Annotated in this window: 14 protein-coding genes, 2 tRNA genes and 1 other RNA gene; 7 read left to right on the top strand and 10 right to left on the bottom strand. The window is 71.6% G+C overall.

Annotation, left to right across the window (positions count from 1 at the left end; all coding sequences use genetic code 11):
- Positions 1-12 precede the first annotated feature (12 nt).
- The 3 genes from QQM39_RS23440 (at position 13) to QQM39_RS23430 (ending at position 1,949) form a co-directional block, all read left to right on the top strand.
- A complete protein-coding gene (locus tag QQM39_RS23440; RefSeq protein ID WP_301999457.1) occupies positions 13-1,239 on the top strand; it encodes a sensor histidine kinase in 1,227 nt (408 codons plus the stop codon).
- Positions 1,236-1,850, top strand: coding sequence for a response regulator transcription factor (locus QQM39_RS23435; RefSeq protein WP_301999456.1), 615 nt, complete (start codon positions 1,236-1,238; stop codon positions 1,848-1,850). Before QQM39_RS23440 ends, QQM39_RS23435 begins: the two co-directional genes overlap by 4 nt.
- Before the next feature lie 23 nt (positions 1,851-1,873).
- A tRNA-Gly gene (locus QQM39_RS23430) sits at positions 1,874-1,949 on the top strand.
- Positions 1,950-1,994: 45 nt separating this feature from the next.
- Here the strand turns inward: QQM39_RS23430 and QQM39_RS23425 are convergent.
- The 6 genes from QQM39_RS23425 to ffs all read right to left on the bottom strand — a co-directional run bounded on the left by QQM39_RS23425 (position 1,995) and on the right by ffs (position 10,980).
- Positions 1,995-2,894, bottom strand: a complete 900-nt coding sequence (locus tag QQM39_RS23425; RefSeq protein ID WP_301999455.1) for a phosphoribosylaminoimidazolesuccinocarboxamide synthase — start codon at positions 2,892-2,894, stop codon at positions 1,995-1,997.
- Positions 2,895-3,053: 159 nt separating this feature from the next.
- Positions 3,054-4,541, bottom strand: coding sequence for a N,N-dimethylformamidase beta subunit family domain-containing protein (locus QQM39_RS23420; protein WP_301999453.1), 1,488 nt, complete (start codon positions 4,539-4,541; stop codon positions 3,054-3,056).
- A gap of 269 nt (positions 4,542-4,810) precedes the next feature.
- On the bottom strand, positions 4,811-6,667 hold the full coding sequence (locus QQM39_RS23415) for a hypothetical protein (RefSeq protein ID WP_301999451.1): 1,857 nt from the start codon (positions 6,665-6,667) through the stop codon (positions 4,811-4,813).
- A gap of 337 nt (positions 6,668-7,004) precedes the next feature.
- A complete protein-coding gene (purD, locus tag QQM39_RS23410; protein ID WP_301999450.1) occupies positions 7,005-8,258 on the bottom strand; it encodes a phosphoribosylamine--glycine ligase in 1,254 nt (417 codons plus the stop codon).
- A 165-nt stretch (positions 8,259-8,423) separates the two neighbouring features.
- Positions 8,424-10,835, bottom strand: a complete 2,412-nt coding sequence (locus QQM39_RS23405) for a DNA polymerase III subunit gamma and tau (protein ID WP_301999448.1) — start codon at positions 10,833-10,835, stop codon at positions 8,424-8,426.
- Positions 10,836-10,885: 50 nt separating this feature from the next.
- Positions 10,886-10,980, bottom strand: an RNA gene (gene ffs, locus QQM39_RS23400) — signal recognition particle sRNA small type.
- Positions 10,981-11,053: 73 nt separating this feature from the next.
- Here ffs and QQM39_RS23395 point away from each other — a divergent pair.
- Together QQM39_RS23395 and QQM39_RS23390 are read left to right on the top strand one after the other, a co-directional pair.
- Positions 11,054-11,141 (top strand) — tRNA-Ser (locus QQM39_RS23395).
- 159 nt (positions 11,142-11,300) lie between these two features.
- Positions 11,301-11,522, top strand: coding sequence for a hypothetical protein (locus QQM39_RS23390; RefSeq protein WP_301999445.1), 222 nt, complete (start codon positions 11,301-11,303; stop codon positions 11,520-11,522).
- A 348-nt stretch (positions 11,523-11,870) separates the two neighbouring features.
- On the opposite strand, the gene QQM39_RS23385 is transcribed toward QQM39_RS23390, so the two are convergent.
- From QQM39_RS23385 to QQM39_RS23370, 4 genes are all read right to left on the bottom strand, one after another.
- Positions 11,871-13,697 carry a stealth family protein gene (locus QQM39_RS23385; RefSeq protein WP_301999443.1) on the bottom strand — a complete coding sequence of 609 codons (1,827 nt, stop codon included), beginning with the start codon at positions 13,695-13,697 and terminating at the stop codon, positions 11,871-11,873.
- 35 nt (positions 13,698-13,732) lie between these two features.
- Entirely contained in the window at positions 13,733-15,430 is a 1,698-nt protein-coding gene (locus QQM39_RS23380) for a stealth family protein (protein WP_301999442.1), read from the bottom strand.
- Between the two features lie 458 nt (positions 15,431-15,888).
- The gene (locus QQM39_RS23375; protein WP_301999441.1) at positions 15,889-16,170 is read right to left on the bottom strand and encodes a hypothetical protein; all 282 of its coding nucleotides are present in this window, start codon (positions 16,168-16,170) and stop codon (positions 15,889-15,891) included.
- A 250-nt stretch (positions 16,171-16,420) separates the two neighbouring features.
- The gene (locus QQM39_RS23370; protein ID WP_301999439.1) at positions 16,421-16,831 is read right to left on the bottom strand and encodes a hypothetical protein; all 411 of its coding nucleotides are present in this window, start codon (positions 16,829-16,831) and stop codon (positions 16,421-16,423) included.
- A 435-nt stretch (positions 16,832-17,266) separates the two neighbouring features.
- Here QQM39_RS23370 and QQM39_RS23365 point away from each other — a divergent pair, with 435 nt between their 5' ends.
- Entirely contained in the window at positions 17,267-17,989 is a 723-nt protein-coding gene (locus tag QQM39_RS23365) for a Crp/Fnr family transcriptional regulator (RefSeq protein ID WP_301999438.1), read from the top strand.
- Positions 17,990-18,153: 164 nt separating this feature from the next.
- Entirely contained in the window at positions 18,154-19,050 is an 897-nt protein-coding gene (locus tag QQM39_RS23360) for a hypothetical protein (protein WP_301999436.1), read from the top strand.
- Positions 19,051-19,055: the final 5 nt, after the last annotated feature.

Below are 19,055 nucleotides of genomic sequence, written 5' to 3'. Positions count from 1 at the left end.
GGGAGCGGGGACATGCCCAAGGCGGGGGGATGGTGGCGGCGCAAGAGCACGCCGGAGAAGGTCGAGACGTACACGAGGTGGTCGTTCCACTTCTTCGCGGTGATGGAGGTCGCGACGGTCGGGCTGCCGGTCACCGGCGAGATGCCGTCCGAGCTGGGTGGCTGGCTGCTGCTCATGGTGTGCGCGCACGCGGTGGTCTGCGCCCTGACCGCGTCGCGAGCGGTGGACTGGGTGTGCGGTCGCCGTGAGCAGCCCGTACGGCTGCTGTGGACGCTCGGCGCCGTCACCACGGCCGTCGCCGCCACGGCTCTCGCCGTTGTCCAGTACGGTCCGGAGGGTGACGGCGTCGACTCCGCGGCGGGCAGCGTCTTCAGCGTCGTCATGTTCTTCGGGGCGAGCAACATCGCGCTGGGAGTGCGCGGCCGCAGGCGCGTGTCCGCCGTCGTCGCGGGCTTCGCGGCGGGTACGGGGCTCTTCGTGCTCCTACTGAGCCGGTCCGCCTTCGCCGCGCTGGTCATCGGTCTGATCACGCTGCTCGGCAGCGGTTTCTTCGCCTTCATCGGCGTCTTCTCCGCCTGGCTGCTCGAAGCCGTCTACGAACTCGACGAGGCCCGCGAGACCCGGGCCCGGCTCGCCGTCGCCGAGGAGCGGCTGCGGTTCGGGCGGGATCTGCACGATGTGATGGGGCGGAATCTGGCGGTCATCGCGTTGAAGAGCGAGCTCGCCGTGCAGCTGGCGCGGCGCGGGCAGCCCGAGGCCGTGGAGCAGATGATCGAGGTGCAGCGGATCGCGCAGGAGTCGCAGCGCGAGGTGCGGGAGGTCGTACGGGGATACCGGGAGGCTGATCTCGGGGTCGAACTCGCCGGTGCTCAGGGCGTGTTGACGGCGGCCGGGATCGAGTGCGAGGTGACCGGGGAGGCGGCCGGGCTACCCGCCGAGGTGCAGTCGGCGCTGGCGTGGGTGGTGCGGGAGGCGACCACCAATGTGCTGCGGCACGGGGATGCCGGGCAGTGCGCGGTGGGAGTGCGGGTGGCGGAGGGGCGCGTGGTGTTGACGGTGCAGAACGACGGGGTTGCCGAAGCCTCCGACGAAGGTGGCGGCTCCGGGCTGGCCGGGCTGCGGGAGCGGCTCGCCGCGGTGGACGGCACCTTGGCCGTCGGCCACGTCGGGGAGGGGATGTTCCGGCTGGTCGCTGAGGTGCCGCTGGCGGGAGCGGGCGTGCGGGAGGCCGCCGTATGACCGGGCCCGTACGGCTCCTGCTCGCCGACGACGAGCATCTGATCCGGGGTGCGCTCGCCACGCTGCTGTCGCTGGAGGACGACCTCGTGATCGTCGCCGAGGCGGCGAGCGGGCCGGAGGCGCTGGCGATGGCCCTCGCGCACGAACCCGATGTCGCCGTCCTCGATCTTCAGATGCCCGGCGCGGACGGTGTGAAGGTCGCCACATCCCTGCGGGCCGAGCTGCCCGGCTGCAAGGTGTTGATCGTGACCAGTCACGGGCGGCCCGGGCATCTGAAGCGGGCCCTTGAGGCGGGTGTGCGGGGGTTCGTCCCGAAGACCGTCAGCGCTCAGCGGCTCGCCGAGATCATCCGTACCGTGCACGCCGGAAACCGTTACGTCGATCCGGAGTTGGCCGCCGACGCCATCGCCGCCGGGGACTCGCCGCTGACCGCGCGGGAGGCCGAGGTGCTGGAACTCGCCGCCGACGGGGCGCCTGTCGCGGAGATCGCGGAGCGGGCCGCGCTGTCGCAGGGGACCGTGCGGAACTATCTGTCGTCGGCCGTCTCCAAGCTCGGGGCGGAGAACCGGCACGCGGCAGTGCGTCTCGCGCGGGAGCGAGGTTGGGTATAGTTGCTCTCGCGCCACGGCGCACTGCGGACGTAGCTCAGTTGGTAGAGCGCAACCTTGCCAAGGTTGAGGTCGCGAGTTCGAGCCTCGTCGTCCGCTCCAGACAAAAAGCCCCCGGTTTCGGCCGGGGGCTTCGCGGTTTCCGCGCTAGGACCAGCTCGTGCCCGTCAGGCGCTCGTATGCCTCCACGTACTTCGCCCGCGTCGCGTCCACGACCTCCTGGGGCAGCGGCGGCGGGGGCTGCTCGCTCTTGCGGTCCCAGCCGGAGGCCGGCGAGGTCAGCCAGTCGCGGACGAACTGCTTGTCGTACGACGGCTGCGCGCGGCCCGGCTCCCACTGGTCGGCCGGCCAGAAGCGGGACGAATCCGGAGTGAGGACCTCGTCGGCGATGACCAGCCTCTCCCCCTCGAAGCCGAACTCGAACTTGGTGTCCGCGAGGATGATGCCGCGGTCACGGGCGATGTCCCGGCCACGGGAGTAGACGGCGAGCGTCGCCTGGCGCAGCTGGGCGGCGGTGTCGGCGCCGACCTGGCGGGCGACCTCCTCGTAGGAGACGTTCTCGTCGTGCTCGCCGACGGCCGCCTTGGTGGCCGGGGTGAAGATCGGAGCGGGGAGCTCGGACCCGTCGACGAGGCCTTCGGGGAGGGCGAGGCCGCAGACGGTACGGGACTCTTTGTACTCGACCAGGCCGGAGCCGGTGAGGTAGCCGCGGGCCACGGCCTCCACGGGGACCATCTGGAGCGACTTGCAGACGAGGGTGCGGCCCGCCCAGTCGGCGGGGGCGCCGGCGGGCAGGTCGGTGCTCAGGACGTGGTTGGGGATCAGGTCGGCGATCTGGTCGAACCACCACAGGGAGAGCTGCGTGAGGACGCGGCCCTTGTCGGGGATCTCGGTGGGGAGCACCCAGTCGTACGCCGAGATGCGATCGCTGGCGACCATCACGAGGTCGCCCGCCTCGTTCTGGTACAGGTCGCGCACCTTGCCGGTGTGCAGGTGTACCAAGCCCGGAACCTGGAGCGGCTCGGGCTTTTCTACGAATCCGGACACGGTTCCTCCCCGTGGTTGAACGAAAGGGGCGCCCGCAGGGCTCGAATAGGGCGGTGGTGGGAGACGGGCGGGCCAAGTGGCTCGATTCTCCCGTATGCCGGGGATCGCCCTTGGGGTGGGGTGGGGTCGAAAGGGGCGGTGACGTGGGCGTACGTGAGCTCAGTCACGTTTACAGATGCGGTCCAGGAGGTTGGCGGTGGCGCGCTGGACACGGGCGTCTACGTGGCCCGGGCGGTCCAGCGCCGGGGACCAGGCGAAGGTTCCCGAGGCGAAGACCAGGGCGCCGGAGGGGGCGCGGTACAGGGACGTCTCCTGGTGGCGGAGGGCGCCCTCGCGGTCGGTGTACGGGGAGTGGGCGAGCAGGATGCGCTCGTCGTGGTCCGGGAGCGGGGTGCGCGGGAAGTAGCGGTCGGCCTCGCCGGCGACCAGGCCCGCGATCTCGTCGCCCTCGTGGGCGCCGGTCGCCTCCCACAGCCAGTGGTCGGCGTTGCGGACGATCAGGGGGTGCGGCTCGGGGACCTGGCCCGCGTACTGGATGCCGATCAGCTCCTGCTCGGGGCGGTCGATCTCGCGCCAGAGCACCGGGCGGCCCGGCCCCTGGCGTTTGCGGCAGGTCATCAGGCGGTCGGGGACGCCGGACGGGGACGGGCCCAACTCCACTTGCCAGTACATGGAGTTGGCGGAGAGGAAGACGAGCGACGTGCCGTTCTCCCGGGCGATCTCCACCGTGCGGCGCATGTTCGTCGACCAGTACTCGTCGTGGCCGGGGAAGACCAGGCCGCGGTAGCGGGTGGGGTCGACGTGGCCCGCGTGCAGGTCGCGGGCGTCGGCGTAGGCGATGTCGTAGCCGTAGCGCTCGGCCCAGCGGATGAAGTCGTAGGCGTGGCCGACGTGCAGGGGCAGGCCCGCGCCCGCGTACGGGCGGTCGAAGGAGACCGTCGTGGCGGCGTCGGCCTCGCCCAGCAGGCGGCCGTCCTCGTCCCAGGCGTGGTAGAGGCTGGCGCCGATGCGGCCGTCCTCGGGGTAGAGGTTGTACGCCTGCCAGGTGACGTCGGGGAGGAGCAGGAGCAGGTCAGCGGGGTGGTTGTCGCGCACGGTGAAGGGGATGTGGGAGCGGTAGCCGTCGGCCGTGGTGAGGACGGCGACGTAGGCGCCGATGCTCCAGTACGAGGGGACCTGGAGGCGCCAGGACAGCCACCAGTGGTGGCAGGACACCGTGCGGTCGGCGGTGAGCGGCGGGGGCTGGACGATGCCGGAGAGGCGGGGGCTGGTGGTGATCTTGGCGGCGCCGTCGCCGCCGTAGTGGCCGATGCGGTAGACGTCGACGGCGAATTCCTGGGGCGGGTCGACGGTGATGTGGAAGTCGACGGCCTCGCCGGGGGCGACCGCGCCGGTCGACGTGAAGCCCTTGATCTGGCGGTGTACGTCGTCGGCGGAGCGGGGGCCGGCGCTTCGGGGGGCGGGGACCCTCGGGGTGTCCGCGGTCGGCGGGTGGGCCTGGCCGTCGACGTACCAGGGGACGACCTGGCCGGTGTCGTCGAAGTACGTCACATTGCCGCGCAGCCAGGGGACGGGGCCCTGGCCGAAGGGGTCCGTCACGGCATGCGCGAGTGCTCCCGACTCCCAGCGGCGGATCTGCTCCCCCATGGCCCTACCCCTCCCTCGTTCCCCCGTGGTGGTGCATCGAGCGTTGTGTGTGGTGCGAGCGCTGTATGCGCTTGCGGCGTGCTCGCGGTCTGCTTGCGGTTTCCGTCATGTGACGCGGGCTTTTGTGCGGCTGTCGTATGTCGCAAGCCCTTGCCATGTGCGCTATCGATCCCAGCACATCACATTACGCACGCACGCTGTCACTATTCGTTGCGAATTGGCCGAAAGTGGAACCGGGGCTTCCGACCGCATACGGCGTGAAACAGCCGTCAGACCAGGCGCACCGGCTTCTCCGGGCGTATCCCCGACTCCACCAGCCAGGCGCGCAGCGGCACCGGATCGCCGTCCTCGATGAGGCTGAGGACTCTGGGGGTCAGGTCGGCCGCTCTCTCGCCGTCGATGAGGAGCGTGGGGCCGTCGAGCCAGTCCAGGCCCGGGGCGGCACCCGCGGTGTCCATCGCGGCGCAGCACACCATCGCCGTGACGTGGTCGGTGAGCAACTCGCGGGCGGTGCGGGGTGGCTGGAGCGGGAAGAGGGGGAGCGCGCCGATGTCCAGGAGGGTGCTGCCGGGGTCGGGGGACGCCGTCTGCTCCGCGGGCGCGGCGGCCTCTTCGCGGGCCAGTTCGGCGGTCAGACCGGCGGCGAGAGCGGAGCTCCGCTCGGTTTCCTGGTCGTCGGAGGAGTCGTCCTCGGACATGGCCGCGTAGGGGGCCTTGGGCGGCTTCGGGGGTCGGGGCGGGACGGCGGGGGCCTGGCCGGGGTCGGCGTCGGCATGGGTGTCGGCGGGCCGGGCGGTCCTGGAGTCCGGTGGGATCGCGAGGTGGTCGGCCGAGAGGTGGTCCATGACGCGGGCCAGGGTCGGGCCGCTCGCCTCCGGGGGTGTGCCGTCGGTGGTGCGGCGGACGCCGAGGGCGTCGAGGACGCGGTGGAGGCGGGCCGCGTCGGTGCGCCATTTCCGGTCGACGACCTCCTCCGGGTACTCCTGCCAGCCCACCGGGGACCAGTCCGGGCCGGACTCGGCCGGGCCGCCGTGGAAGAGGCGGGCCGCGAGGAGTGAGGCGGCCTCGTCGACCACGCCGGGCTCTTCGAGCAGGTCACACGCGGGGCGCTCGCCCAGCCGGGACGCGAAGCCCTCGGCCAGGCGGTCCCGGCGGGACAGCTCGGTGAGGGCAGCGACGACGCCCGCGTCCAGCCGGGACGGCCAGCGGCCCATCCGCCAGGCGGGCAGCGCCACGCGGGTGAGCAGCCGGTCCCAGCCGGCGTACGCCAGCCCGACCTGTTCCTGGGCGACGATCCGCAGTCCGTAATCCACAGCCTGTGCACGCTCGGCGGCGGCGCTGGCCACCCCCCGCTCCATCTGGGTGGCGTGCTCCCGGCTGCTGCGCAGCAGCAGCCGCGCGACCCAGCCGACGCCCGCGCACACCGCCCGCGAGCCGGGGCAACGGCCGCGCGTCGAGGCGACGGCCACGGCGGCGTCCAGGCCCCGGACGAAGCGCCGGGCCTGGGCTATGTCCGGGTGCGCGGAAGGTCCCGTACCGGCGACCACCGGAGCGAGGACCGCACGCAGCTCGCCGACGCGCATCCACCACAGGAACGGGGAGCCGATGACCAGGACGGGGGCGGCGGGCGTACGGCGGTGGGCGCCGTGGGTGCTTCCGCCGCGCAGGCCGTTGACCTCGTGCTCGTCGCGGTCCTCGGCCGGGGGCGGGCCGTGGGACGGATGGGTGCGGTCCTCCAGCCAGCTGTCGCAGTCCGGGGTGAGCGCTATCGCGGACGGGGCGGGGACGCCCAGGCGGTCGGCGAGGTCGCGCACCATCCGGTACAGGTCCGGGGCCTGCTCCTCGGCTATCGGGACCGTGGGGCTGACGGCGGGGCGGGCGCGGGCGACGACCAGGGCGATACCGGCGGCGGCGAGCAGGACGAGGACGGCGACGGGGGTCACCACCCAGCGGGCGGCGTGCCAGCCCGGGCCGACGAGGTGGCCGGTGGAGGCGCCGACGAGCAGCACCACGGCGACCGCCGCGGGGAGCAGGGCGACGGCGAGCGCGCGGCTGCGGATGCGCAGCACCGCGAGGGCCCGGGCACGCGCGGACTGCGCACCCACCTCCACACCGATACCGGTCACGGCCGGACCTCACCCCCTCCCCGCTGCCCTGGCTGTCCGAACTGTCCTGGCTTTGCTCACTCCCCCACTGTGGCACCCGCCACTGACATCGCAATGCCGGTGGGCCAAGTGCCGGAACGCTTGCGCCGCACCCTAGTTGGGGCTCCGGCCCACGTCAGCCGGATGGGGCAGCAGTCACTCGATGGAATGGCTTTGGGGAAAGGTGGATGACGGACAGCGAGGATCAGGCCCCTGATCCCGGCATGGACCAGGCCCCGAATCCTGAGACGGATTCGGGGCCTGCGGGGTTGTCTTGCGCGGGGGCGGATTGTCTGGATGCGGTGGGCGCGGGCGCTTTTTACGCCTCCTCCGCCGCCTTCGCCGCGATGTCCGTACGGTGCTGGGAGCCGTCGAGCTCGATACGGGCCACGGCCTTGTACGCGCGGTCGCGGGCCTGGGTGAGGTCCTTGCCGGTCGCCGTGACGGACAGGACGCGGCCGCCGGCGCTGACGATGGCGTCGCCGTCGCGCTTGGTGCCGGCGTGCAGGACGTAGGCGTGCGGGGCGTCCTCGGCGGCGACCTCGTCGAGGCCGGTGATCGGGTCGCCGGTGCGCGGGGTGCCGGGGTAGTTGTGCGAGGCGACGACCACGGTGACCGCGGCGTCGTCGCTCCAGCGCAGGGGCGCCAGATCGGCGAGGTCGCCCTTGGCGGCGGCCAGCAGGACGCCGGCCAGCGGCGTCTTCAGGCGGGCCAGGACGACCTGGGTCTCGGGGTCGCCGAAGCGGGCGTTGAACTCGATGACGCGGACGCCGCGCGAGGTGATCGCGAGCCCGGCGTAGAGCAGGCCGGAGAACGGGGCGCCGCGGCGGCGCATCTCGTCGACGGTCGGCTGCAGGACCGTCTCCATGACCTCCTCGACCAGCTTCGGGTCGGCCCACGGGAGCGGGGAGTACGCGCCCATGCCGCCGGTGTTCGGGCCCTCGTCGCCGTCCAGCGCCCGCTTGAAGTCCTGGGCGGGCTGGAGCGGGACGACTGTCTCGCCGTCGGTGATGGCGAAGAGGGAGACCTCGGGGCCGTCGAGGAACTCCTCGATGACGACGCGCTCGCACCCGGCGGCGTGCGCCTTGGCGGCCTCGATGTCACCGGTGACGACGACGCCCTTGCCGGCGGCGAGGCCGTCGTCCTTGACGACGTACGGAGCGCCGAAGGCGTCGAGGGCGTCGGCGACCTCGTCGGGCGTGGTGCAGACGTACGACCGTGCCGTGGGCACCCCGGCCGCCGCCATCACGTCCTTCGCGAACGCCTTGGAGCCCTCGAGCTGCGCCGCCTCCTTGGAGGGCCCGAAGACGGGGATGCCCGCCTCGCGTACGGCGTCGGCGACCCCGGCGACGAGCGGCGCCTCCGGCCCTACGACCACGAGGTCGGCGCCGAGCTCCGTGGCCAGCGCGGATACGGCCGCGCCGTCGAGGGCGTCGACCTGGTGCAGCTCGGCGACCTCGGCGATACCGGCGTTGCCGGGGGCGCAGTGCAGCGCGGTGACGTCGGGGGCGAGGGACAGGGAGCGGCACAGGGCGTGTTCGCGGGCGCCGTTACCGATGACGAGGACCTTCACGGGGGTCAGCCTAACGGGGTTTTTGTGCGGGGCGATGAGGGGCCGGGGGTTGGTGAGCTGTACGTTCCTCCAATTCCCGGGCGGTCCTGGATCGCCGGAGAGGCTGACCGGCCGGGCCGAAATGCCTGGGCCTGGTCCTCTTGGGCCAGGGCCCGAGAGGCCCCGCTAGTCGTTCGTGAACTGCTCCACCACCGTCGCCCCCAGCTCCCGCACGATCAGTTCGTAGCCGGACAGGGCCGACTCGTTGAGGTCGGGGTCGTCGTCCTCCGGGATGTCGTCCTCGATGGACACCGGGGGCCGGGGCTCCGGGGCGGAGGGAGGCTGGGGTGCCGAGGTGGGGGCAGCGTTCGGCGCCGGGGCCGCCGGGGCCGCGGGGGGCGGGGTGGGCGTCGGCTGGGGCGGAGCCGGGCGCTGGGTGGTCGTACCGCCACCGCCGTAGCCACTGTTGCCGCCACCGCCGTATCCGCCGGTGCCGCCTCCGCCGAAGCCGCCGCCGGCCCCGCCACCACCGCCGCCGAAGCCGGAGGAACCGCCCGGCGACGGGGGAGCCGAGCCTCCGCCCGACGGGTCGATGATCGCCTCGATCTTCCACTGGACGTTGAACTGCTCGGCCAGCGCCTGTCGCAGGACGTCCTCGCTGCCGCTGCTCACGAAGTTGTCGCGCGCGCCCGCGTTGACGAAGCCGAGTTGGAGGGTGGTGCCGTCGAAGCCGGTCACCTGGGCGTTCTGGCTGAGCAGGATCCAGGTGAAGCGGCGACGGTTCTTGACCGCCTCCAGGATGTTGGGCCAGAGCATGCGGGGGTCGAGGCCGCCGCTCGGGGCCGCGTAGGCCGGTGCCGCGCCGGGCGTGGGCGTGGGCGCCGCGGGCTGCGGTGTGGGTGGGGGCGTCGGGGTGCCGCTCGGCGCTGCCTGGGGGGACTGGGCGCCGCCGCCCGCCGGGGTTGCCGTGGGCCAGCCGCCGGGGCGCCGGCCACCACCTGTGGGGGCGGCTGTGGGCCATGCGCCGGGCGTGGCGGCCGGGGGCGGTGCGGCCGGTGCGGGCGCGGGCGCCCGGGTGGGCGGAGCCTGCGGTGGCTGAGGCTGCTGACCGCTCTGCGTCGGCGGCCGGCCGGGGGCCGAGGGCGGGGACATGGCCTGATCCGTGGGCGCACCCTGACCCGCCGGAGCGGGAGCGGCCGTACCGCCCGTACCGGCCGTCGGCGCACCGGCTCCGGCAGCGGGAGTCGCGGCGGCCGGGGGCGCGGCGGCGGGGGTCGCGGCGGCCGGGGTCGCGGGCGCCCCAGAAGCCCGTACGGCCGCCCGGGCCGCGGCAGGCCCGCCACCCGGCGGAACCGGCTCGGCGGCCGCTCCCGCGTGGGCGTCAGGACCGGGCACGTACCCCATCGGGGGCAGGCCAGCGCCCGCGGCCGGTGAGAAGTTCACGCCCCGCTCCAGCCGGTCGAGCCGGGCCATCACGGAACGCTCGTCCCCGTACGCCGCGGGCAGCATCACGCGCGCGCAGATCAGCTCGAGCTGGAGCCGGGGCGAGGTAGCCCCGCGCATCTCGGTCAGCCCCGCGTTGACGAGGTCGGCGGCACGGCTCAGTTCGGCGGCGCCGAAGGTGCCGGCCTGGGCCTGCATGCGCTCCAGGACATCGGCGGGGGCATCGATGAGCCCCTTCTCGACGGCATCCGGCACGGCGGCGAGGATGACGAGATCCCGCAGCCGCTCCAGCAGGTCGGCGACGAACCGCCGGGGATCGTTGCCCCCCTCGATGACACGGTCCACGACCTCGAAGGCGGCGGCGCCGTCACCGGTCGCGAAGGCTTCCACGACGGAGTCGAGCAGCGACCCGTCGGTGTACCCGAGCAGAGAGGTGGCCATGGCATACGTGACGCCCTCCTCCCTCGCTCCGGCGAGCAGCTGGTCCATGACGGACATGGAGTCACGCACGGACCCCGCTCCCGCGCGCACGACGAGCGGCAGCACACCTTCCTCGACCGGGATGTTCTCGCGGCCGCACACGTCGGCGAGGTAGTCCCGCAGAGTGCCCGGCGGGACGAGCCGGAAGGGGTAGTGATGGGTCCGCGACCGGATGGTCCCGATGACCTTCTCGGGCTCGGTCGTGGCGAAGATGAACTTCAGATGCTCGGGCGGCTCCTCGACGACCTTCAGCAGCGCGTTGAAGCCGGCCGACGTGACCATGTGGGCCTCGTCGATGATGTAGATCTTGTAGCGGCTGCTCGCGGGCCCGAAGAAGGCCTTCTCCCGCAGCTCACGCGCATCGTCCACACCACCGTGGGACGCCGCGTCGATCTCGATGACGTCGATGGAACCGGGCCCGTTGCGAGCCAGGTCCTGGCAGGACTGGCACTGGCCGCACGGGGTCGGCGTAGGGCCCTGTTCGCAGTTCAGACACCGCGCGAGGATCCGCGCGCTGGTCGTCTTGCCGCAGCCACGCGGCCCGCTGAACAGGTACGCGTGATTGACCCGGTTGTTCCGCAGCGCCTGCTGCAGCGGGTCGGTGACATGCTCCTGCCCGATGACCTCGGCGAACGACTCCGGGCGATAGCGGCGGTACAACGCGAGAGACGACACGCTTACGAGGTTATAGGCGCCCACTGACAACCCCACCCCGCAGCGGGAACGCAAACGCCCCCCACGCACCCGCCAGAGCCGACCTACCCTTGCTGCCTTCCGGCCCTGGGGGAGTTCAGTCAGATAGCGCCGCGTGAGGGGCTTCACGAAGAGTACCCGATGTCGGCCTGCGGGAACGAGTTCGCGAGCACTCCTCTCGGTCATGTAATGTTTCCGGCGGAGGATTCGCCTAGAGGCCTAGGGCGCACGCTTGGAAAGCGTGTTGGGGGCAACCCCTCACGAGTTCGAATCTCGTATCCTCCGCCAGTGCCTCACCGGGCACGATGTCGAAGGGCCCCACCGTTCGCGGTGGGGCCCTTCGACGTGTGTGGCAGTACGTGGCCGCACAGCGTCCGGACCTCGCCGTTCGAAGTCTGTGTGGCCGGCCACAGCGCAGTAGGGACACGTAGGCCCATACTGGGGGCAATGACAAAGCCTCTTGTACCGAAGCGTCACTTGCCCACCAGCCCCTTCAAGGCCCCGGTCGCGCCGGCTCCCAAGCACTTCGCCGTGGGTGACCAGGTCACCCATGACGTGCACGGCCTCGGCCGGGTCATCGGCATCGAGGACGGAATCGCGGCACTCGTGGATTTCGGCTCGGCGCAGATGCGGATCCTGAGCCCGTACGCCAAGATGACCAAGCTGTAGGACCGCTGTGCCCGGTCACGGCACGCCAGGCCCTCAGGGCCTGTATCGAAAGGCAGACCTCTCATCGACCTGACGTCGCTGTTCTCCGCTCCGGAAGGGCAACCCCGCCGTTCCGCCACGGCATCGCCGCCTCCGACGACAAGCCCCTTCCAAGCCCCTGACTTCGGGGAAGACGAGATCTTCCCGCTCGACGACGAACAGGAGCCGACCCCGGGCCTGCGTGCCGCGCGGCCCAAGGCCGCCTAGGGGTGTCTTCTGGATCGTGCCGGCGTCGCGGGCCTGGCACGCACTCCCCCACTGCCTCGAAGGCGTGGGGGCACCCCTTGGCGCACCCTGACGCGGGCAGCGTCAATCGCAGCGCTGTGCTTCCTCCCGGGTCGGCCGCGGCGGGACTCGCGCCGTAAGCGGCGCGACCTGGCGCGAGGTGGCCCGAGTGGTCCCTTCGAAGCGGCTCGGGAACGGGTACTTGCGTTCCAGGAACGTGCGGATGGCCGCCTCTGCCGCCGCTCTGGCCGCCGGGGCCGTGTCCACGTCGTTGAGGCAGAAGAAGTCGATGTCCTCGCCGGCCGCGAGGCAGGCCAGGCGGCGGTGCATGTCCGGGGTGCCGAGTTGGACGTAGCGGAAGCGGTAGTCGGCCGGGACGGCCCGGCCGGTCGCGATGGCCCAGTGGTGGTGGAGCGTGGAGGCCGGAGCGATGTCGGTGGTGGAGCGGAAGCGGGAGTAGCACGTCTGCTCCAGCTCCTCGATTCCCAGACTTTCCATCTCGCGCATGACCGAGAGGAGTTGGGGGTGCGGGGTGTGCAGTGATTTGTGGGTGATGTTTCTGCCGTGGAAGCGGCTGATCACCTCGCGGGCGTTCTTGCCGGCGGAGTTCGGGGCCGGTTCCAGGGGGTGCGGGGCGCCGAGTCCGAGCTTCAGGGGGGACAGGGGAATGCGGGCTATGCCGTTGCCGTGGAAGAAGTGCTCGGCCCCTACCGGGCGATTGATGAAGACGTCGTCGTTGAAGTAGAGGTAGTGGTCGGACAGGCCCGGGATGTGGTGCAGGCGGCTCTCGATCGCGTGTGAGTTGAAGACGGGGAGCGCGTCCGGCGGGAGGATGTCCCGGTGGTCCACCACCGTCAGGCCCTCCGCGTCCGGGTCCAGCCAGGCGGGGATCTGGGAGTCGGTCACCAGGTAGACGTGCCGGACGAAACCGGCGTACATCTCCAGGGAGCGCAGCGCGTACTTCAGTTCGTCGTGGCTGGTGTAGCGGGAGGCGCCGGTCTCGCGGGCGGCGATGACGTTCGAGGACAGGGCCTGATGGGCGCCGCGCTTCGCGGCCATCGCCGGGTCGTTCCCGTCGACCCACGTGTATACGGCGTCGACCGGGAAGCACACCTCGTCGATGCCCGGCTCGGCGAACGGGGCGAACGTCGGCACGCTGCGGCGGCGGCACACCACCGCGGCCGGCCGCTGCGCCGCCACCGGGAGCACTTCCGAGACGGCGTTGCGGCGCGGGGCGACCAGTGCCGGGCCGAACACGTCCAGCAGGCGGCTGCCGGGGACGGTGAGCCAGGAGGGGTCCGTGCCCGGGGTGGTGCCGAGGTCCCGGCCATGACGCCAGAACTCGATGTCGCACCCCGTCTCCAAGCCGGTGAGCACCTGCCCTTCCGGGCCCAGGCGCACCACGCCGGTACGGAGCACCGCGGCCCGCCCCAGCGCCCGCGGCAGCTTCCCGTCGGCCCACAGCGCCGCGGTCGTCACGGCGCCGTCCGGTCCTACGGCGCCGACGTACCCGACGGTGCCGGCGAAGCGCTGGGCGGCCCGGGAGAGAACCGCGCCGCGGTGCCTCTCCTCGACGCCGATGACCTGCCGCGGCGCGCCGTGCCCGTGGTCGGCGGGGACCAGGAAGTACGGGACGCCGAGCCCCTCCAGCAGGGTGCACACCCGCTCCAGATCGGCTTCGACGGCGTCGGCGGCGGTGTAGTCGGCGACCGTACGGCCGTAGAGCCGTATCGGTCCGAAGGTGATCCGGCGCAGGCCGGGTACGGCGGTCCGCAGGCGCCGTCGGGCCCGGGTCGCGTGCAGCGCCCAGAGCCGGGCCGTCAGCCAGAGCCGCGAGCGCGAAACAAGGTTCCGGGCCGCCCGGATGCCCCCCGGCAGTCCGAAGCGGTGACGGATGTGCGTGCCCCTCATGTCCATGCCCCCCATGTCCATGCCCCCCAGGCCCGTTACTTCTGCTTCTCGAAGGGGCTCGGGAAGGGGAAGTAGTTCTCCAGGAACTCGTCCATCCGACGGCCGACCTGCTCCCGTTCCTCGGGCGGTACGTCGACGTCGTTGAGGCAGAAGAAGTCGAAGCGGCGGTTGCGGCGCAGGTCGGTCAGGCGCTTCTCGGCATCCGGGCGGCTGATGTTCACGTACCGGAAGCTGTAGTTGCCCGGCACTCCACGGCCGGTCATCAGCGCGTACTGGTAGAGCAGCGGGGCCGTCACGGCGATGTCCTGCGGCGAGCGGAAGCGGGACGCCGTGGTGCGGCGGATGTCCGCCGGGAAGAGTTCCTCGAGGGCCCGCAGAGTTTCGCGCTGTTGCGGCAGGGGGGTGTGCATGAAGTTGTTCGTCGTCATCCGGCCGAACTTCTCCAGCAGCAGTCGGCGGACGTTCTTGCTCGCGGAGTTGGTGGCCGTCTCCTCGGCGTGCGGCTTGCCGACGCCTATCTTCAGCGGGGACACCGGGATCTTCATCAGGCCGCTGCCGTGGAAGAAGTGCTCCGCGGTGACGCGGCGGCCGACGAACACGTCGTCGTTGAAGTAGAGGTAGTGCTCCGACAGGCCCGGGATGTGGTGCAGCCGGGTCTCGATCGCGTGGGAGTTGAAGACGGGGAGGACCTCGGGCGGGAAGATGTCGCGGTGGTCCACGACCGTGATCCCGGGGGCCCGGTCGTCCAGCCAGTGCGGCTTCTGACCGTCGGTCACGAGGTAGATGTGCCGGACGAAGTCGGCGTACATCGCGAGCGAGCGCAGTGAGTACTTCAGCTCGTCGTGGCTGGTGTAGCGGGAGGCGTTGGTCTCCTTGTCCAGGATCTCGGCGATGCCCTGGCCCTGGTACCGGGCCCGCTTGGCCCTCATCTCCGGCTGCTCGCCGTCCACCCAGGTGTAGACGACGTCGACGGGGAAGGTGACGTCCGCCACGGTCGGCAGGGTGAGCGGGACGAAGCTCGGCAGCTCCCGGTCGCCGATCCGCACCGTGGCCGGCTTCTGCTCGGACACCGGCAGAACGTCCGTGATGCCGTTGTTGCGGGGCGCGACGAGGGACTCGGCGAAGATGTCCTCGGACGCCTGCGGCTGCACCTTGGCCAGGCGCCGGGGCCCGTCGTCGGAGGCGAGGAGGTGGGCGCCGTCCTCCCAGAACTCGACGTCGCAGGCGAGTTCCGGGCCGGCGAGCAGCTGGCCCGAGGGCCCGAGGTGGTTCTCCCCGATCCGCAGGACGGGGGCCGTGCGCAGCGGGGTCGGGAGTACGCCGTCCAGGAACAGGGCGGGGTTCTTGAGCTGTCCGCCGGGCAGCGGTCTGCCGATGAACACCGCCTTCCCCGCGTTCTGCGCCTCCAGGATGGTGAGGAAACGCTCCCGGTCGACGGCGTTCACACCGACCGTGTGGCGCGTACGCGAGGTCGGTACCAGGAAGTAGGGGATACCTTCCTGCTCCAGCGCGGCGACGACCAGGCCGAGGTTGGCGGCGGCCGCGTCGGCGGCGCTGAACCGGGTCACGATCCGGCCGTAGAGCTGCTGGCCGCGTACCGCGACCGGGCGGAGCGTCGGGTCCGTGACGGCTGCCGTGCGGCGGCGCCGCATGGTGCGCAGCTGCCACACCCTTTCGGCGGCCTTGCGCTCGACTCGCGGTCGCATCCGCCGGGTGAAGGAACGCACGGTCACGTTCTGAGCTCCTCTTCATGAACCCTCAGACATCCCTGTGTGTGAGAGCAGACCGACGCATGCGGCCGAAGGTTGTAGAAGAGTTCTCCGAGAATTAACAAACGGAGGGTCATATGCACAACTAGCCCTCAGCTGGGCGTGGTAAAGGGCTCAGGGCAGGCGAAAGGCCCCGGCCGTTCGCGGTCGGGGCCTTCGTCGTGGTCCACCAGGCCAGGGGCCCGATCCGGGAGAGTGGATCAGGCCCCTGGCTGGTTTCCGAGGTCGAGCACGGCCGGTCGGACACCGGTGCACTGCCATCGGCGGAACATCCCAGGGGCCGTCTGCGACGGCCCGTACTCCACCGGTAGGTCTCGCCATGGGACACCGGGGTCCGTACCGGCCAGGGCACCCCGTCGGTCGGCCTCCGTCGACATGCGGACGACCAGCCGGCCACGAGAGGCCCTGCTCTGAACCACGGGCTAGAACGCGCTGTTGTCGCAGCCCATGGCCGAGCCGATGTGGGTGTCCTGCCCACCCGAGTTGCCCTCGCCGTTGAGCGCGTTGCCCAGCACGCCGTTGAGCACGCCGACCTGGCCGAGGACGTCGACGTTCAGGTCGTGCGACTTGCAGGAGGAGCTCTGCAGGACGCTGGTCTTGCCGCCGTGGCCGTCCATGCCCTGGGCGGTGGCCGTGCCGGCGCTCAGGATGCCGACGCTGCCGAGGGCGACGACCACGACGGCAGCCTTGCGAAGGTTGTGCATGTCATCTCCGGTGAAGTGAGTTGATTGCGATCCGTGACAGATCGACTTCGTACAGTTATGGGAGGTTAATAGGAAAATGACCAATATGTCCCCGAGGCGCGCCGGGGTTCTTGATCGCGTTGCGGAACCGTCCGGACAACCGCAGGTCTTGTGGAGGGCGCAGCTGAGGGGTCATCAGGGTGCGGGCATCGCCGAGGCGGTGGCTGGTCTCGCGGGAAGGGCCAGGGCCTCGTGGCCGAGGGTTAGAGCCCTACGGCTGTGGCGGTGCCGCTTCGGGCCGCGCGATGCGGCACAGGGTCGACAGGGCCTGCGCCTCCACCGCCCGGAACGAGTGGGCGCGCGCCAGGCTCAGCGCCTGCTCGGCATCGCTGCGGGCCTGGTCGGGACGGGCCAGTTCTCGGTGGGCGGCGGTGACCTGCTCGTCGGTGGCAGCCGCCGTGTCGGCCTCCTTCTCCCGGGTACGGGCCCGGCCGGTCAGGTCACGGAACCGGTACAGGGCCCCGCACTCGGTGGGCGTACGAAGCGTGTGACCGCCTGAACTGCGGCCCCCCACCCGGTCGATGAGCAGGACCGCCGGCGCGCACCGCTGATGCCACCGGCCGAGGGCGGTCTCCGAACCGTCCGCCCTCGCCCGTACCGACCACAGCAACCGGATCTCCACCGGCCCGTCCTTCCGCCAAGGTCCATGCGGCGCCAGGTCTCGCACGCGCCCACCCCGCACCCCGCCCCCCTCCCGGCTCACCGCCCCCTCACCTCGCCACCACCTCGTCATCACCCCTGTCACACCGCAAACCCGAGTTTTCGCCAACTCTCCATCGGTTGACCGAATCACGACGGCGATGCGGCTCCTTGTTCGAGTGGTGTGTCTGACCTCACGATCATCCCCTCGGACGAGGGCGTGGCACCGGCGACCTGCGTCGGGTGGTGGTGGTCGGCGTGCGGCGGGGTGCGGGGCGGCAGGGCGACCAACCTGGCATTCCGCAACTACCGGCCAGTACCCCTGGTATGGCGCAATCCGCTCGGCCCGGAAGTTTGCCCTGCCACCATCAACACCCATCGAAATCCCAGGCGTCCGGAATGCGGCGGGGGGCTGGCCATGGGGCTGCTCGGCAATGAGCGGGCGTTCGCGCACACGTTGACTCCCCAGGAGCGCGAGAGCGTCATGGCCCTCGGCAATCGGAAGCACTACCCGGCCGACGCCCATCTCCTCACCGAGGGCGACCGGACCAGTCACGTCGTGATCATTCTTCAGGGGTGGGTGACCGTATCCGTGGTGACGGACCGTGGGGCCACCCGGCTGATACTCGGCCTGCGCGGCCCGGGCGAACTGCTCGGTGAGATGGCCGCGTTGGATCCGCATCCTCGGAGCGCCACCGTGCGTGCACTGGGCCCCATAGAGGCCCAAGTCATATCCGGGGATGCGTTTCGTCGTTTTCTCGCCCTGCATCCCCGCGTCAGCGGCCTGGTGATACGTCAGCTGACCTCCCGGCTCCGCAGCGCCGACCAGGAACGGTCCGCGCTCGCCTCGCTCACCGTGCTGCAACGCCTGGCCAGCCGGCTCACCGAACTCTCGGGAGCCGAGCCCTCCGGCCCGTACACCCCCACCGCGGCGGGCCCCACGCGCGCCCCCGCCACCGCCGGCCCCGTCGTCCACCTGGCCCAGGACGAACTGGCCGCCACGATAGGCGCCACCCGCGAAGCCGTCGCCAAGGCCCTACGGCTGCTGCGCGCCCAGAACATCGTGCGCACCGGCAACCGGATGGTGGAGATCCTCGATCCCGCGCTGCTCGCCCTCCTCGCGGACGGTCATCAGGAGTAAGCCCACGCACCGCCGTGTGTAAACGGCTACAGACGCCTCACGTCCCGGGCCTGACCCTGAGGGACGGGCCACCTCCGCGGACCACGTCCCCGGCAGGACGTACCACCTCTTCGGCAGCACGAACCACCTCTTCGGCAAGCGGAAAGAACATGCAGGGGGCATGGGTGAACCACGACGCTCTGGAACTCACCGAAGCGCACTACGAGTTGGTGATCAGCGTCGACGCCAGACGTTCCGGCGCGTACGACGACGTCGACAAGCCGCGCATGCGCGCCCGGATCTACCGGGTGCTGGAGACGGCCTTCGGCCACGCCAAGGTGGCTCGGGACGTGGTCCACACGGAGGACCGCGGCGACGGCGTGCTGCTGTCGGTGCCGGGCCGGATCGCGGCGAGCCGGCTGCTCGGGCTGTGGCTGATCGAGGTGCACGAGAAGCTGCGCGACGAGAACCGTGACCTGGCCGTCCCCCTCGGGCTGCGCATCGGCATGCACGTCGGCCCGGTCCGGCACGACGACCGGGGCATCAGCGGACGCGCCGTCGACCTCGCCTGCCGACTGGCCGACTCCCCCGTCGCCCGGCAGCTCCTCGACGCCGAGAAGGCCGACCTCGTGCTGGTGACCTCCCAGTCGCTGTACGAGGACGTGGTCAGCGGCGGCGGCAAGTTCATCGAGCCCGCGCACTACTCCCCGGCCCGGCTGGAGCTCAAGGAGGGCCCGGTCACCGCCTGGTTCCACCTGCCCGGGCGGCCGGCTCCGGAGATCCCCGGGGCCGGGCCGGTAGCCGCGTCGTCGCCGCCGTCCACACCGTCGACGCCCTCGCCCGCCGGTGGTCCGCTGTCCGCCTTCGACGACGAGTTCGACGAGTTCGACGACCTCCACGACAGCGACGACAGCGACGAGGACGAGTTCCCGGTCGTGGACACGTCCGGCCACCGGCCCCGTGACGTCGCCATTCATCAAAACGTCAAGGGCGACGCCTTCCATAACGAGCACAACGTCTACCACGGGCCCGTGCAGATGGGCGGGTCCCACAACCGCGTCACCGAGCAGGGGAAGGACTGAGCCGG

Source organism: Streptomyces sp. DT2A-34, from assembly GCF_030499515.1.
Taxonomy (GTDB): domain Bacteria; phylum Actinomycetota; class Actinomycetes; order Streptomycetales; family Streptomycetaceae; genus Streptomyces.
This window is presented reverse-complemented; position numbering and strand designations above follow the sequence as displayed.

Coding starts and splice junctions, on each gene's coding strand:
- QQM39_RS23440 (WP_301999457.1), top strand. CDS start 13: ATGCCCAAGGCGGGGGGATGGTGGCGGCGCAAGAGCACGCCGGAGAAG.
- QQM39_RS23435 (WP_301999456.1), top strand. CDS start 1,236: ATGACCGGGCCCGTACGGCTCCTGCTCGCCGACGACGAGCATCTGATC.
- QQM39_RS23420 (WP_301999453.1), bottom strand. CDS start 4,541: ATGGGGGAGCAGATCCGCCGCTGGGAGTCGGGAGCACTCGCGCATGCC.
- QQM39_RS23390 (WP_301999445.1), top strand. CDS start 11,301: ATGACAAAGCCTCTTGTACCGAAGCGTCACTTGCCCACCAGCCCCTTC.
- QQM39_RS23385 (WP_301999443.1), bottom strand. CDS start 13,697: ATGAGGGGCACGCACATCCGTCACCGCTTCGGACTGCCGGGGGGCATC.
- QQM39_RS23375 (WP_301999441.1), bottom strand. CDS start 16,170: ATGCACAACCTTCGCAAGGCTGCCGTCGTGGTCGTCGCCCTCGGCAGC.
- QQM39_RS23365 (WP_301999438.1), top strand. CDS start 17,267: ATGGGGCTGCTCGGCAATGAGCGGGCGTTCGCGCACACGTTGACTCCC.